This window comes from Glutamicibacter sp. Je.9.36 (genome assembly GCF_051129975.1).
In the GTDB taxonomy this organism is placed as follows: domain Bacteria; phylum Actinomycetota; class Actinomycetes; order Actinomycetales; family Micrococcaceae; genus Glutamicibacter.
The window spans coordinates 309737-325158 of record NZ_JBCPSN010000002.1 but is presented as its reverse complement, the minus strand read 5'-3'; the positions used below and the strand labels follow the sequence as shown (position 1 = coordinate 325158).

Annotated in this window: 12 protein-coding genes; 7 read left to right on the top strand and 5 right to left on the bottom strand. The window is 63.7% G+C overall.

Annotated features, from left to right (window positions below; genetic code table 11):
- Positions 1–102: 102 nt before the first annotated feature.
- A complete protein-coding gene (locus AAZQ98_RS05855; protein ID WP_434690511.1) occupies positions 103–1995 on the bottom strand; it encodes a hypothetical protein in 1893 nt (630 codons plus the stop codon).
- 290 nt (positions 1996–2285) lie between these two features.
- Here AAZQ98_RS05855 and leuS point away from each other — a divergent pair, with 290 nt between their 5' ends.
- The 5 genes from leuS to holA are packed head-to-tail and all read left to right on the top strand — an operon-like array spanning position 2286 to position 9677.
- Positions 2286–4775: a leucine--tRNA ligase gene (gene leuS, locus AAZQ98_RS05850; protein ID WP_434690509.1), complete on the top strand. Its 2490-nt coding sequence runs from the start codon at positions 2286–2288 to the stop codon at positions 4773–4775.
- Between the two features lie 9 nt (positions 4776–4784).
- On the top strand, positions 4785–5723 hold the full coding sequence (locus AAZQ98_RS05845) for a DegV family protein (protein WP_434690506.1): 939 nt from the start codon (positions 4785–4787) through the stop codon (positions 5721–5723).
- A gap of 15 nt (positions 5724–5738) precedes the next feature.
- Positions 5739–6386, top strand: a complete 648-nt coding sequence (locus tag AAZQ98_RS05840) for a helix-hairpin-helix domain-containing protein (RefSeq protein ID WP_388022070.1) — start codon at positions 5739–5741, stop codon at positions 6384–6386.
- Positions 6383–8650 (top strand): ComEC/Rec2 family competence protein, encoded by a 2268-nt coding sequence (locus AAZQ98_RS05835; RefSeq protein ID WP_434690504.1) that lies wholly within the window; start codon positions 6383–6385, stop codon positions 8648–8650. The genes AAZQ98_RS05840 and AAZQ98_RS05835 overlap by 4 nt, the downstream gene beginning before the upstream one ends.
- Positions 8651–8684: 34 nt before the next feature.
- Positions 8685–9677: a DNA polymerase III subunit delta gene (gene holA / locus AAZQ98_RS05830; protein ID WP_434690501.1), complete on the top strand. Its 993-nt coding sequence runs from the start codon at positions 8685–8687 to the stop codon at positions 9675–9677.
- A gap of 175 nt (positions 9678–9852) precedes the next feature.
- Here holA and rpsT read toward each other — a convergent pair whose 3' ends face one another.
- Both rpsT and AAZQ98_RS05820 read right to left on the bottom strand, forming a co-directional pair.
- Entirely contained in the window at positions 9853–10113 is a 261-nt protein-coding gene (gene rpsT, locus AAZQ98_RS05825; protein WP_105658324.1) for a 30S ribosomal protein S20, read from the bottom strand.
- 170 nt (positions 10114–10283) lie between these two features.
- Positions 10284–10853, bottom strand: coding sequence for a type II toxin-antitoxin system PemK/MazF family toxin (locus tag AAZQ98_RS05820; protein WP_105658325.1), 570 nt, complete (start codon positions 10851–10853; stop codon positions 10284–10286).
- Positions 10854–10965: 112 nt separating this feature from the next.
- Here AAZQ98_RS05820 and lepA point away from each other — a divergent pair, with 112 nt between their 5' ends.
- The gene (gene lepA / locus AAZQ98_RS05815; RefSeq protein WP_105658326.1) at positions 10966–12813 is read left to right on the top strand and encodes a translation elongation factor 4; all 1848 of its coding nucleotides are present in this window, start codon (positions 10966–10968) and stop codon (positions 12811–12813) included.
- Complete coding sequence (gene hemW / locus AAZQ98_RS05810; protein WP_434690499.1) at positions 12814–14043, top strand: radical SAM family heme chaperone HemW; 1230 nt, start codon at positions 12814–12816, stop codon at positions 14041–14043.
- Positions 14044–14059: 16 nt separating this feature from the next.
- Here the strand turns inward: hemW and AAZQ98_RS05805 are convergent, their stop codons facing one another.
- A complete protein-coding gene (locus AAZQ98_RS05805) occupies positions 14060–14461 on the bottom strand; it encodes a DUF4870 domain-containing protein (protein WP_105658328.1) in 402 nt (133 codons plus the stop codon).
- Positions 14462–14551: 90 nt separating this feature from the next.
- Entirely contained in the window at positions 14552–15421 is an 870-nt protein-coding gene (locus tag AAZQ98_RS05800; protein ID WP_434690496.1) for a DUF3097 domain-containing protein, read from the bottom strand.
- Position 15422: the final 1 nt, after the last annotated feature.

Sequence of the window (15422 nt, the reverse complement as noted above, 5' to 3'; positions counted from 1 at the left end):
TGGCTTGGCCGGCTCCGAGCCGGCCGCAACCGGCAACGCCCGAATCACCCGAATGGGTGGTTCGGGCGTTGCCGGTTTAACCCGCGGGGCAGCTCAATCGCCTCAATCGCCCGATGCGGCCTCAGGGGTGTCTTCCTGGCCTGGACGCGCGGTTTCCTGCGCGGCAGGTCTTCGGCGCGCCGGGGACTCGCCGGCTTGCCGGGCGTCCCAATAGGTATTGCGGCGGGGCTTTTGCTCCGGATCGACATGTGCAGGCATGACCACGTGCGGCAGCCCATCGACATCGATCACCTCGAGCTGTCCGGCATGGCGCTTGTGGTGATCGGACGTGCACATTCCCGCCCCGGACCAGACACTGGTTTCGCCGCCTTCGGACCAGGGCTTCTGGTAGTGGTCGGTTTCGACATGATCCGGCGGCGCGGTGCAGTCGGGCACGATGCAGCCGCGATCCCGGGCCATGATCGCTTCGCGGATCCGGCCTTTGTGGTAGCGCATCTTGCGCCCCATATCCAGCACTTGGCTGTTGCCGCCAAGGACCATCGGGATGATGTTCGCCCTGGCGAGCAGCTGCCGGAGTTCTCCGGGCGGGATGTCGATGCCGTTTGCGGTCATGCCGTGCGCGTCCGCCAGGTTCTGCAGATCCGCGAGCCACAGGTAGACCACGAACTTCGGGATGACGACTTTTCGCTCGCCGCCAGCAAATGGTGCGCGCAACAGCGCCATGAACGCGTTGAGCCGACGACGATGCAGATCGGGCTGCCCGGCGGGGGAGTCCTGCAGGTGCGGCTCGTCTTGCGCCCCGTCTTGCGGTTCGCTTTGGGCCTCTGCCTGCTTTGCGGTGCAGCCGCCATCGGGATTCTGGCCATCGTGAGCTTCTGGTCCCTCTTCGGCCCACGGCGGCATGGGCTGATCGCTGCGCAGCCACGACGGCGGCTCGGGTGCAGCTCCACTTCCGTTGCCAGCGTTCTGGCCTGCCGTGGACTCCTGGTTCGCTTGGGTGTCCTGGTCCGCTTGGGTGTCCTGGCCCTCTCGCGTGCCGGCGCTGGCGCTGGAACCCGAACCCGGAGGACGCTGCTGCTGGGCCTGGCGATCGGCCCGGCCGGCCTTGGTCCGTGGATTGCCGGCCTGCGTGAGCACCGAATGAACCAGTTGCGCGTCGGTGGCATCGGTGCGCAGCGAGAAGAAATGCACGCCGTTTTTCACCGGGCCGATGAACATGCCGAGCTTGGGCGGCAGCTGCTTGCCGTGCAGTTCCTTGTAGGTCCTGATTGAGGTGCTGATCTGCTTCTGCGCGGCGGCAGGGCCCAGCTCCCGCAGGGCTTGTGCCGCGGCTTGGTCCAGGCTGCGGCCATCGGTGCCATGAGCCAGCAGCGGCACGGGCACGCCGTCAAAGATGGTGTCCTGCGGTTCGAGCCGTTCAAGGCGCCGCGCGGCGGAAGCGATGGCCCGGCGGTTGGCAGCGCCCTGCCCGTAGAGTTCGGCCAGATGCTCGAAACGCGGCGCGCAGATGCCGCCATCGGGGGTGCGCCGGCCAATGAGCAGGTGCGCGTCGGCAATGCGCCGTTGGGCCTCGAAGTAGCTGATGCCCAGCCATGCGGCCAGCAGCTGGGCAGTGTCCTTGTAGCAGCAACGCCCCGGGGCAATGGCCGGTTCCCCGGCAAAGAGCCCGTCGGTGATGGCGTCGGGGTCATCCGCAGGCAAACGCAGGGCCGCGTAGCTGTCCAGTGCCAGCGCCCGGGCGCCGGTAGCCTCGGCATGCAGGGCGCCGGCGAGTTGCTCGCAATGGACTTGCTGGGCGAACCTTTCGGTGAGCTGCAGATGCGCCAGCACCAGGCGCGGGTCGCCCGCATCGCGCACCAGCTTGCCCAGCGCGGCATACAGGGCCAGGCACAGGTAGCCAAGGCGCAGCACCATGGCACCGGACAAGGCCGGTCCGAGGTGCATCGGAGCCTGGCATGCGGTGCGCAATGCGGCGATCAGGGCTGGCGCGTTCATGGCTCCATGATCGGGCGCTGGAAGCTCCTGCCCCTGCAGGCTGCTGCGGGATGTGGATAACTGCGGTGGCGCCGCGTTTGCCGCTGTGTGCAATCTTGCGCTTCATCGATGCGCGCGTGGGCAGGGGATATGCGATAGAATCGCGATATGAATCCGAAGCGCAACCTAGCCTGAGCGCGGCCCGTTGGCCGTACCCCCGAGTGGAAATTTGGGGGCTTTTGTTGTGTCTGGAACCAAGAACAAGTTTTTCCTATCGGAAATTTTTCCGCAAAGCGTGTGAGAAGAGCAGCGTGACATCATCGACGAACGAACCCAGGACCTACGACTTCAAGGACATCGAGTCCAAGTGGCTTCCGGTGTGGGACGAACTACAGGTGTTCAAGCCCGCCGATGATGGCAGCCGCGAACGCCGCTATGTGCTGGACATGTTCCCCTACCCATCGGGCGATCTGCACATGGGCCACGCCGAGGCCTTCGCCATGGGCGATGTGGTCGCGCGCTACTGGCGCTTGCGCGGCTATGACGTGATGCACCCGATCGGCTGGGACTCCTTCGGCCTGCCCGCAGAGAATGCCGCGATCAAGCGCAATGCCCACCCTGCCGAGTGGACCTACAAGAACATCGATACCCAGGCCGCGAGCTTCAAGCGCTACGCGATCTCCGCCGACTGGGATCGCCGCCTGCACACCTCGGATCCGGAGTACTACCGCTGGACCCAGTGGCTGTTCAACAAGTTCTACGAGAAGGGCCTGGCCTACCGCAAGGACCACCCGGTGAACTGGTGCCCGAAGGACCAGACCGTGCTGGCCAACGAGCAGGTCGTCAATGGCGCCTGCGAGCGTTGCGGCACCGCGGTGACCAAGAAGTCGCTGAACCAGTGGTACTTCAAGATCACCGAATACGCCGACCGCCTGCTTGAGGACATGGAGCAGCTCAAGGGCCATTGGCCTGAGCGCGTGCTGCTGATGCAGAAGAACTGGATCGGCCGTTCCGAAGGCGCAGAGGTCACCTTCGGGATCGAAGCGCACGAGGACAAGCCTGCGCTGCAGATCCCGGTCTTCACCACCCGCCCGGACACCCTGTACGGTGCTACCTTCATGGTGGTCGCCGCCGACGCGCAGCTGGCTGGCGAACTGGTCACCGATGAGCACCGCGCCGCCTTGGAGGAATACCAGGAGCAGGTCAAGGCCCTGTCCGAGATCGAGCGCCAGTCCAGCGAACGCGAGAAGACCGGCGTATTCACCGGCCGCTACGCGATCAACCCGCTCTCCGGGGAGAAGCTGCCAATCTGGGCGGCGGACTACGTGCTGGCCGACTACGGCACCGGAGCGATCATGGCCGTGCCTGCGCACGACCAGCGCGACCTGGACTTCGCCAAGGCCTTTGACCTGCCAGTACGCGTGGTCGTCGAAACCGGTGAAGAAGACCCGAACGAAACCGGCACCGCTACCGCGGGCGAAGGCCAGCTGGTCAATTCGGGGCAGCTGTCCGGTTTGGAGAAGACCGAGGCGATCGCCAAGGCCATTGAGATCGTGGAAGCTGCCGGCACCGGCAAGCACACCATCAACTTCCGCCTGCGCGACTGGCTGCTGTCCCGCCAGCGCTTCTGGGGCACCCCGATCCCGATCATCCACTGCGCCGACTGCGGCGAGGTCCCGGTTCCCGACGACCAGCTGCCGGTGCGCCTGCCCGATAACCTGCGCGGCGAGCAGCTGGCCCCGAAGGGCACCTCCCCGCTGGCCGCCGCCGAGGAATGGGTCAACGTGGCCTGCCCGCAGTGCGGCGGCGCCGCCAAGCGCGACACCGACACCATGGACACCTTCGTGGATTCCTCCTGGTACTTCCTGCGCTTCGTCTCCCCGCAGTACACGCAGGGCCCCTTCGACCCGAAGGCCGTGCGCGACTGGATGCCGGTAGGCCAGTACGTCGGCGGGGTCGAGCATGCGATCCTGCACCTGCTGTACTCGCGCTTCTTCACCAAGGTCATCCACGACCTGGGCCTGATCGACGCGACCGAGCCGTTCTCCGCGCTGCTGAACCAGGGCCAGGTCCTGAACGGCGGCAAGGCGATGAGCAAGTCGCTGGGCAACGGCGTGGATTTGGGCGAGCAGCTGGACAAGTTCGGCGTCGACGCGGTGCGCCTGACCATGGTCTTCGCCTCCCCGCCGGAGGACGACGTGGACTGGGCCGATGTCTCGCCATCGGGCTCGCAGAAGTTCCTGGCCCGCGCCTGGCGCATCGCCCAGGACACCACCAGCGAGGCCGGCGTGGACTACGCGGCAGGGGACAAGGCGCTGCGCCAGGTCACCCACCGCACCGTGCATGAATCCGCCGCGCTGCTGGATTCGGGCAAGTTCAACGTGGTCATCGCCAAGACCATGGAGCTGGTCAACGCGACCCGCAAGACCATCGACTCCGGTGCCGGGGCAACGGACCCGGCAGTGCGCGAAGCCGCCACGGTGACCGCCCAGCTGCTGAGCATGTTCGCCCCGTACACCGCAGAGGACATGTGGGAAGCGCTGGGCTATGCGCCCTCCGTGGTCACCAGCGCCTGGCCGGAAGTGGACGAGTCGCTGCTGGTCGATGACACCATCACCGCGGTGGTGCAGATCAAGGGCAAGGTCCGTGCCCGCCTGGAGGTTCCGGTGGACATCACCGAGGAGCAGCTGCGCGCCCAGGCCCTGGCCCACGAGTCGGTGATCCGGATGCTCGATGGCAAGGAGCCGCTGAAGGTCATCGTGCGTGCGCCGAAGCTCGTGAACGTGGTTCCCGCCCCGTAAGCTCGGCTCATGACTGAACGCCAGAAAAGCTCGCGCGCGGGCTGGCTGCCCAAGTGGCTGGCCCCGCGTGGGCTTTCGCGTACCCGCATCGGGGTCGTCTCCGATTCGGCGTCCTGCCTGCCCGGGCATTTCGGGCCGCATCCGGACTTCATCGAAGTGCCGATCCCGATCATCGTGGACAACCATGTGCACGGAGAAGACCTGCAGGCGCTGATGATGGGCCTGGCCATGGGCAAGGCGGTGAAAACCTCGCGCCCGGCGCCAGGCGAGTTCGAACGCGCCTACCGGCAGCTGCTCGACGCCGGCTGCGAGTCGATCATCTCGATCCACATGTCCGGGGCGCTGTCGGGCACCGTGGAGGCAGCCCGCTTGGCCGCCCGCAGCTTTGAGGCACCGATCACCGTGGTCGATTCGCGCACCGTGTGCCTGCCCCAGGGATTTGCCGTGGCCGATGTGCTGGCCGCCCGCGCCGCCGGCGCCCCGCTGGAGATGCTCGAGCAGATCGCCGGCACGGCCACCGCCAACACCGTGTACTTCGCGGTGCCGAGCCTTGAGCAGCTGCGCCGCGGCGGCCGGATCAGCGCGCTGTCCTCCGTGGTCGGCAGCTTGCTGAATTTCAAGCCGATCCTCGGGATTGCCGAGGGCTCGATCGTCGCCCTGGAAAAGCCCCGCTCCTTCGCGCGCGCCACCGCACGGCTGGTCGCCCTGGCCCTGCGCGACGCCCGCGACGCCAATGGCGAGGTGCGGCTGGGGGTGATGCATTTCGGCGCCGAGGAACTGGCCGAGGAAATCGCCACCGAGCTGGCGCCGTTCAGCGCCATGCCGGTCGTGGTCGAGTCCCTTCCGGCGGTGCTGGCCGCGCATACCGGTCTGGGCGTGATCGCCGTGTGCGTCGCCCCCAGCTATCCACAGTCGGCGTCCATCCTGGATCGGCCGCCGGCACCATAGCCCAGACTGTGGCCCATGGGCCGCCACGACTTCTTCAGCAAGTACGCGCCACGTCCCGGTCGCCTGAGATTCGCGATCTCGCGCGTGGCCGTGCTGGTGCTGGTCATCGTGGTGCTCGCCTGGATTGCGATCTCCATCCTGCTCGCGCCACCGCCGGTCGCCCAGGAGCTTGAAACAGTTCCGCTGGTATCCGACCCGTCCGCTTCGGCGCCGGCGGACCGCCAGTCCCCGAGCCCGGCCGCACCCGAGGTCACGGTCCACGTGGTCGGCGCGGTGAAGAAGCCCGGCGTCTACCAGCTGCCCGTGGATTCGCGGATTGCCGACGCGGTGGACGCCGCCGGCGGGCTGGCCAAGGGTGCACGTGCGCAGATGGTGAACCTGGCGGCCAAGCTGGTCGACGGCCAGCAGGTGGTCCTTCCGGGCGCGGAGACGGCCACGGAACCGGCCGCGGCACCGAGCGCGGCGGCAGGCGGGAAGATTTCGCTCAACAGTGCCGATTCCCAGACCCTGCAGGAGCTTCCGGGGATCGGTCCGGCATTGGCGGCCCGGATCATCGACTTCCGCACCGAGAACGGTCCGTTCAGCTCCGTGGAAGAGCTGGATGCGGTACCGGGCATCGGTCCGGCGCTGCTGGGCCAGCTGAGCGAACTGGTGATCCCGTGAACACCGATTTCCGCGGCCTGTGGCTGCTGGGCGGCGCGTGGACCGCCGCCTATTTCACCCTCCCAGACTGGTTGCTCTGGGTACTTTCCGCGCTGATGGCTATCCTGTTGTTCCTGCTATTGCGGCCCCGGCACGACCGCGCCTACGCGGCGCCATGGTTTACCGGTCCCATTATCCTGCTCTTGGGGGTGGTGGCCGTCAGCAGCCTGGCCTTCACCGACCCCCAGTGCAAGCTGCCGGGAGCCGGCGAGCAACAGCGCCGCGCCGTGGTCCGCTTCGAGGACCCGGCTACCGCCCAGGGCCAGGGGGCTGCCGCCGGCCGGGCGGAAATCCAGCGGTACTGGGCCAACGGCCAATGGGTGCCATGCCGGGTGCCGGTCTTCCTCACCATTGATTTCGGGGTGCCGGCCACTGCGGGCGAGTTCGAGACCATCCTCGACTTGGAAGCAGCAGCTGCCGGCGCCTTCGATTGGTGGGCGCATGCCGCCAGTGAACCGCAGGTGAGCTCCTGGGTTGAGCCTACCGCCGCGGATTACCTCAAGGAACGGTTCACCCAGGGCTTGCGCGGCCTGCCGGACAATGCCCAGGCACTGCTGCCTGGCATGCTCTATGGCGATCGTTCCGGACAGGACGAAGCGTTGAGCGAGGCGATGAGATCCAGCGGGTTGAGCCACCTGACCGCGGTGAGCGGATCGAACATTGCCCTGATCGGGGCCATTGTGCTGGTGCTGTTCCGGCTGTTTTCGGTGCCACGGGCACCCAGCGCGATCCTGATGATTGGCGTGGTCGGGCTCTTCGCCTGGTTTGCCGGGCCGGATCCCAGTGTCCTGCGCGCCAGCCTGATGGGCAGCATTGCGGTCATCTCGGTGCTGCTGGGCCGTGGCCAAGGCTCTCTGGGAATACTGTGCCTGAGCGGAACAGCCTTGCTGGCCATCGATCGCTCGCTGGGTGCCGAACCGGCCTTCGCCCTGTCGATGCTGGCGACCCTGGGAATCATCATGCTCGCCCCGGCCCTGACCGAAATCCTTCTCCACATATTCCCGGCCTGGTTCGCGCAGCTGACGGCCATTTGCTGCGCGGCGCAGTTCACCTGCCTGCCGGTGGTCATCGCGTTGAATTCCGATTTCAGCCTGTACTCGCTGCCCGCGAACCTCGTGGTCGCGCCGTTGCTGCCTTTGATTACTGCGCTTGGCATGGCCTGCCTGCTGCTGTGCACGCCGTGGCCAGCGCTGGAATCGGTGCTGATCTGGGTTCCGGGGCTGCCGGCAGAAGCCATTGGCCAGGTGGCCCATTTCGTTTCCGGGCTCCCCGGTGCCGCCCGGCCGTGGCCTGAGGGCCTACCCGGAATCGTCTTGGCAGTGATGCTGTCCCTGGTGCTGTGCACCCTGCTGGTGCTGGGCCGGGAAACCGAGAGGCTCCGGGTCAGGCAGGTGTCCCTAAGCGTGCTGGGAGCGATCATGGTATTCGCCGTAGCGCTCGTTCTGCCTGCGACGCTGTTCTACCGGGAAGATATTGCCCCGCAGTGGAGCATTGCCATGTGCGATGTGGGCCAGGGCGACGCCTTCGTCATCAATCTGGGGGATTCAGAGGGCTGGCTGATCGATACCGGGCCACCGGAGAGCGGGTTGCTGCTGTGCCTGGAGCGGCTGGGCATCAGCACCTTGAGCAAGGTCTTCATCACGCACACCCACAGCGACCATTTCGGGGCCGTGGGCGAGCTGGAGAATTCGCACGTAAAGATTGGCGAACGCCTGGTCTCGACCGGGTTCGACCTTGAACTATGGCCAGGTGCACGCGCCTTGGAGCCAGGTACGCGGCAGGCTGCAGGGGAGGTGGGCTTCGAAGTCGTGGGCCCCGAGGCGCGCTTCGCGAAATACGCCGAACCCAACGATACGTCGCTGGTCATCCGGTTCAGCTTTTCCACCGGGTCCGGGACCATCGATCTCTTCACGGCCGGGGACATGGAAACCGAAGCCATGGATCGCCTGCTGCGCCTGCATCCGCAAGGGCATGCAGCGATCCTGAAAGCCTCGCACCATGGGGCACGCAACGGCGGAACCGAAATCATCGAGCAGATCCGTCCGCAGATCCTGCTGGTTTCCGCGGGGAAAGATAATTCCTATGGCCATCCGCACCCCGAGACCCTGGCGATGGCGCAGCAGGTCGGCGCGACGGTGATTCGCACCGACCAATCGGGTACCGTACTGCTCACATTTACCAGCCAGGGCGTTCTGGGTACCGCCCTGGGTACGCCGGTTCGGTAGGATCGTTATATCGACCGATGCACTAAGGAGTTCGATGGCACGCGCCCAAGCAAATCCGGGTATCTCATGGCGGGAACTGCGCCCGCAACCACTGATCCTGTTGACCGGTTCAGAGGATTACCTCGCTTCGCGCGCCTTCGAATTGCTGCGTTCCCAGGCATCCCAGCGGGACGATATCCAGCACACGCGTCTTGATGCGGCAAAGTACGAGCCTGGAGAGCTGCTCATGGCCACCAGCTCTTCGCTGTTTTCCAGCGCCAATCTGGTCGAGGTCCACGAACTGGCCCACATGAACGAGTACTTCCTCAAGGACGCCCTGGCCTACCTGAAAGACCAGGCTCCCGAGAATGTGCTCATCATGCATTACTCGGGTGGTACGCGCGGCAAGAAGCTGATTGACGCGATCAAAGCTGCCGGTGCCCTGATCGTCAATTGCCAACCGGTGAAAAAGGACTCCGAGAAGGTCGACTTCGTCCAGTCCGAATTCAAAGCCGCCAAGCGCCGGATTACCAATGACGCGGTCAAAGCCCTCGTAGCGGCGGTAGGCAACTCGCTGGCAGAGCTTGGATCGAGCTGCTCCCAGCTGATTGCCGACACCACGGGAACCATTGACCAGGATACGGTCGACAGGTACTACGGCGGCCGGGTTGAAGCAACTGCGTTCAAGGTGGCCGATGCCGCAATTTCCGGCAACGCCCAGATGGCGCTTCGCACTTTGCGCCATGCGCTGGGTACTGGAACCGACCCGATTCCCATTGTGGCCACCTTGGCGATGAAAGTCCGCCAGATCGCCAAGGTCGCAGGCGTGAATGAACCCGCAGCTTCATTGGCATCCGAGTTGGGGATGGCGCCGTGGCAAGTTCAGCAGGCGCAGCAGCAGGCTCGCGGCTGGAAACGCAGCGATCTTGCCCTGTGCGTCGAAGAAATAGCGAATACCGACCGCATGGTCAAGGGCGGCAGCCGTTCACCGGGCTACGCGCTGGAACACGCCATCATGTTCATTGCAGGCAAGTCTCCGGGTCGCTAGCCGCTGAGGTTCCAGGTGGGGGCGGGCACGATGCACTCGTGCGCGCTCCCACTGCTCTTTAATGAAGGCTAGCCATCGATGCGTGTCTGCCGGGAAGCTTCGACGAGCAGTTCCGGGCAAAACAAAACCCCCGCACTCGATGAGTGCGGGGGAGTTGATGAAGTCTAAGCTCGGCTTAGAGGGCGTTAACCTTCTTGGCGATAGCCGACTTGCGGTTAGCAGCGTTGTTCTTGTGCAGAACACCCTTGCTTACAGCCTTGTCGATCTTCTTGCCAGCCAGGCGCAGTGCCTCGGTTGCCTTTTCCTTGTCACCGGAGACTACTGCCTCGTTGACGTTACGGATCACGGTCTTGACCTCGGAACGGACAGCTACGTTACGCAGACGTGCCTTCTCGTTGGTCAGGATACGCTTCTTCTGGGACTTGATGTTAGCCACTTTAATAAACTCTCTCGTTTATCGTTTTATACGGTCGGTAGAGGGTTCATCCTTCAGGCCATCGACTGAGCGGTGTGGGGCACCTATGGCGACCCGAAGGGGGCGTGTTGCCCAACCTGCGCAACACACAAAGATTAACTTTATCAGATAGGGAGCCTGACAACGAGTGCTTAGGCGCGTTCGTTTAGGGCGTTCACCACATTTGAGAAGCGTTCGCGATCCAGGATGGCGCCTTCGCGGCGGACGGCTTGCTCGCCGACTCGGATAATGCGATCGAGCTTGACCTCGCTCGGACGCCGCTCGCGGTCCCAGTCCCCGGTACCGATGTCCATGTAGTTGCGGTCGCGGTGATCCGAGTTGTTCTTGTCCTTGCTGGTGAGCATCAACCCCAGCAGCCAGCCACTATCACGGCCGACGATCAGCACCGGGCGATCCTTGCCCTGCGAATAATCCTCTTCATAGGGAACCCAAGTCCAGACAATTTCTCCCGGATCGGCGTTGCCGTCCTTCGCCGGGTTGTACTCGTAGTGAATCTTCCCACGGTAGTCACCCGGGTAGCCGGCACCCGCTGGAGAATCCTGCATGGAGTTGGCACGAGAGCGGCTTCCGGCAGTGCTCGGGGACCCGCTGGCCCCGCGGTTGCTGGCCGGGCGCTTGCTTGCCGAATTTGCGCGGACCTTGCTGATTTCCTTCAGCGCGCGCATGACGATGCTAAATATCTTCTCTGGATTCAGTGCCATGGACGACAAACTATCAGTTTCAGGCTGTCGAAATATGAGAAGACGCGGAAATCATGACAGAATGGAAGCTAATCCAACTATGTCTTTTAGTCAGCTAGTGAGGTCTGTTTAGGTGTCTCCATTGGCCCGCACCGCTCCGGTGCCTGCCGCGACCGATCCGTCGCTCATCCGTAACTTCTGCATCATTGCCCATATCGACCACGGTAAGTCGACCCTGGCCGACCGGATGTTGCAACTGACCGGCGTTGTCGCTGCCCGCGACATGAAGGCACAGTACCTCGACCGCATGGACATCGAGCGCGAACGCGGCATCACCATCAAGTCCCAGGCTGTGCGCATGCCGTGGGGAGCCGAAGATGGCACCCCCTATGCACTGAACATGATCGATACCCCCGGGCACGTCGACTTCACCTATGAAGTCTCGCGTTCGCTGGCCGCCTGCGAAGGCGCGATCCTGCTAGTTGACGCCGCCCAGGGCATCGAGGCGCAGACCCTGGCCAACCTGTATTTGGCTATCGAGGGCGATCTGACGATCATCCCTGTGCTCAATAAGATCGACCTGCCCAATGCGCAGCCGGAAAAGTACGCTGCCGAGCTGGCCAACCTGATCGGTTGCGAGCCAGAAGACGTGCTGAAGGTTTCGGGCAAGACCGGTGAAGGCGTTGAAGCACTGCTCGATGAGGTCATCAAGCAGCTCCCGCCGCCTGTCGGCGATGCCAAGGCTCCGGCTCGCGCAATGATCTTCGACTCCGTATACGACACCTACCGTGGCGTGGTGACCTACGTTCGAGTTGTCGATGGCAATCTCTCTCCTCGCGAGAAGATCCAGATGATGTCCACCGGCACCACTCACGAACTGCTGGAAATCGGCGTATCCTCGCCGAACCCCGAGCCCACCAAGGGCCTGGGCGTTGGCGAAGTGGGCTATCTGATCACCGGTGTCAAGGACGTGCGCCAGTCCAAGGTCGGCGATACCGTCACCAACTTCCACAAGCCGGCCACCGAGTCCCTGGGCGGGTACGAAGAGGCCAAGCCAATGGTCTTCTCCGGCCTGTACCCGATGGACGGCACCGACTACCCGGTACTGCGTGATGCGCTGGATAAGCTGCAGCTCAACGATGCCGCGCTGACCTACGAACCGGAAACCTCCGTGGCCCTGGGCTTCGGCTTCCGCGTGGGCTTCCTGGGCCTGCTGCACCTGGAAATCACCCGCCAGCGACTGGAATCCGAATTCAATCTGGACCTGATTTCCACGGCGCCGAACGTGGTGTACGAGGTCATGGGCGAAGACAAGCAGATGATTACGGTGACCAACCCCTCGGAATTCCCGGATGGCAAGATCCTGGAAGTCCACGAGCCAATGGTTGCCGCCACCATCCTGGCGCCAAGCGAATTCATCGGCTCGGTCATGGAACTGTGCCAGACCCGCCGCGGCACCATGCGCGGCATGGACTACCTCTCCGAGGACCGTGTCGAAATGCGCTACCACCTTCCGCTGGCTGAGATCGTGTTCGACTTCTTCGACCACCTCAAGTCCAAGACCCGCGGCTATGCTTCGCTGGACTGGAAGGCCGACGGCGAGCAGGTGGCAGATCTGGTCAAGGTCGACATCCTGCTCCAGGGCGAGCAGGTGGATGCTTTCAGCGCCATTACGCACCGCGACAAGGCCTACAACTACGGGACCATGATGACCTCGAAGCTGCGTGAGCTGATTCCTCGCCAGCAGTTTGAAGTTCCAATCCAGGCCGCGATCGGTTCGCGCATCATTGCCCGTGAGAACATCCGCGCAATCCGCAAGGACGTTCTTGCCAAGTGCTACGGCGGCGATATCAGCCGCAAGCGCAAGCTGCTGGAAAAGCAGAAGGAAGGCAAGAAGCGCATGAAGATGGTCGGCCGCGTGGAGGTTCCGCAGGAAGCCTTCATTGCCGCACTGTCCACCGACGAGCCGAAAAAGAAGTAGATGCCTTCAGTACTGCCTGACGGCGATCCGGCTCCGGCCGATGGTCTGCTCCCTGCCTCATGCGCGCATGAGGCACGGGGGCGGACCATGTCCTTTTATGTGCATATTCCGTTCTGCACCGTCCGTTGCGGCTACTGCGATTTCAACACGTACACCGCCACGGAGCTGGGCTCCGGTTCCAGCCAGGCAACCTACGCTGCCACCGTCAGCAAGGAAATCAGCTTCGCCCGCGAGGTGATGGACCGTTCGGGCCAACCGCACCGCGAAATTGAAACTGTCTTCTTCGGCGGCGGAACTCCCACGCTGCTGCCCGCCGGAGACCTGGTCTCGGTGCTCGGCCGGATTCGCGACGACTTCGGCCTGAAGCCGGGCGCGGAAATCACCACGGAGGCCAACCCGGATTCGGTGACCCGCGAAAGCCTGCAGGAGCTGGCCGACGGCGGGTTCACCCGGGTGTCCTTCGGCATGCAGTCCGCGGTGCCCCACGTGCTCAAGGTGCTTGAGCGCACCCATGATCCGAAGCGCGTTCCGCAAGCCGTTGCGTGGGCGCGCGAGGCCGGCCTGGATGTCAGTGTCGATCTGATTTATGGCACTCCGGGGGAGAGCCTGGCAGACTGGCGCACCAGCATCGAGGCCGCGTTGAGCTACGAACCTGATCACATTTCGGCGTATGCGCTGATCATCGAGGAAGGCACCAAGCTGGCGGCCCAGATTCGCCGTGGCGAGGTACCGAACATCGATGATGACGACCATGCCGAAAAGTACCAGTTGGCCGACGACATGTTTGCCGCGGCCGGTTTCTCCTGGTACGAGGTCAGCAACTGGGCGAAGACCCCGGCGAATGCCTGCCAGCACAACATCGCGTACTGGCAGGGCGGCGACTGGTGGGGTGCAGGCCCCGGCGCGCATTCCCATGTTGGCGGGCTGCGCTGGTGGAATGTGAAGCATCCAGCCGCGTATCAGCAACGGATTGACGCTGGAATCTCCCCGGGCCACGGCCGCGAATACCCGGATGCCGAGGCCGTGCAGCTTGAGCGCACGATGCTGTTGACCCGGCTGGGTTCGGGCATGAAGATTAGCGAGCTCGATGAGACCGGACGCAAGAAGGTCGCCGGCTTGATCGCCGACGAGCTGATTGATGCCAAGGCCGCGTTCGCCGGGACATTGGTGTTAACGCAGCGAGGCCGGCTCCTGGCCGACCTCGTGGTGCGTGAACTGCTCGATTTCTAAGACTGGGAAACCGCTGCTACTTCATCAGCCGCAGATTGAATTGGTAGCGGTAAGGGCGTCCCTTGTTGGCCTGGATGGCAGCAAGGGCGCCCGAGACCGTCATGAAGACCCAGAGGGCCACGGCGAGTACTGCGAAAAGCCAGCCGATCACCGGCAAAACCATGAGCACATTGAATACGATGGCGAGAATGGTCAGCGGGAACGTGAAATTGAACGCTTCCTTCGATTCCTGTGCAGTGAACGGGCCACGGTCCCGGAATACGGCAAAGACGATTGCCGAAGGAACGCAACCCAAGATGGCACCGAAGTGGGCCATCATTGCCCACTGGCGATCTTCTGAAGGAGTCAGCGGCAGCGCAGAGGTCCTGGAACCTTCGAAGCGGGAATTCTCCGATGGCTTCGTCTGGCGTGATGTCACTATTTTTCCTTGTCTTGCTAAGTGTGGTTCCTCTTATCATAGCGACCGCGGCTGGGCGCACGGGGAGATTCGCAGACTAATCTCCAACTATTAGTCAATCGTTAGGAAACCGTAATCTTCGGTCGTGAGAAAATCGATCAATTCTTCAATCCGTCCCAGGAGCTGCGGTTCAAGCTGCCCGTAATGCTGCACCGTGGACAAGAGCCGCTGCCATCCGATGCCGATGTCTTCAGCGGTGGAGTGCGGCCAGCCAAAGGCCCGGAGCACACCGGTTTTCCAATCGGTGCCCCTGGGGATCACCGGCCAAGCCTTGATGCCCAGTGTCGCAGGCTTGATCGCCTGCCATACATCCACGTACGGGTGGCCGAGGATCAGCACGTTTTGCGCTGCACCGGGGACCTTCATCGCCTCGGCAACGATGCGCGATTCCTTGCTGCCGGCAACCAGGTGGTCAACCAGGATTCCCAAGCGGCGCTGCGCGGAGGGGGCGAAGTCGCGGATAGCCCCGGCGAGATCGTCCACGCCATGCAGCGGTTCAACGACGATGCCCTCAACACGCAGGTCGTGGCCCCAAACTTTTTCAACCAGCTCAGCGTCGTGCTTGCCTTCTACCCAGATGCGGCTTGCCCTGGCTTCCCGGGCCTTCAGCCCGGCAACGGCACGCGAACCCGAAGCCGAGACCAGCTTCTGGGGCGGTGCGGCCTTGGCAACGGGATCAATGATCTCCACCGCTTCGCCTTCGAGGAAGAACCCGAAGCCCGCCTGGAAGGAGCGGGTCTTGCCGTGGCGGTCCTCGAGCACGATCACGCGCATGCCACCGGATTTCTCGGTACGGATGACTTCTCCTACCCATCCTGAGGTGGCATCTTCCAGAATCATGCCACGTTCAACAGGGACCTGGCGGAGTTTTTTCGGTGCCGGTGCACTCAGATCCCGTGGTCCCCAGGAGTAATTAGTCACG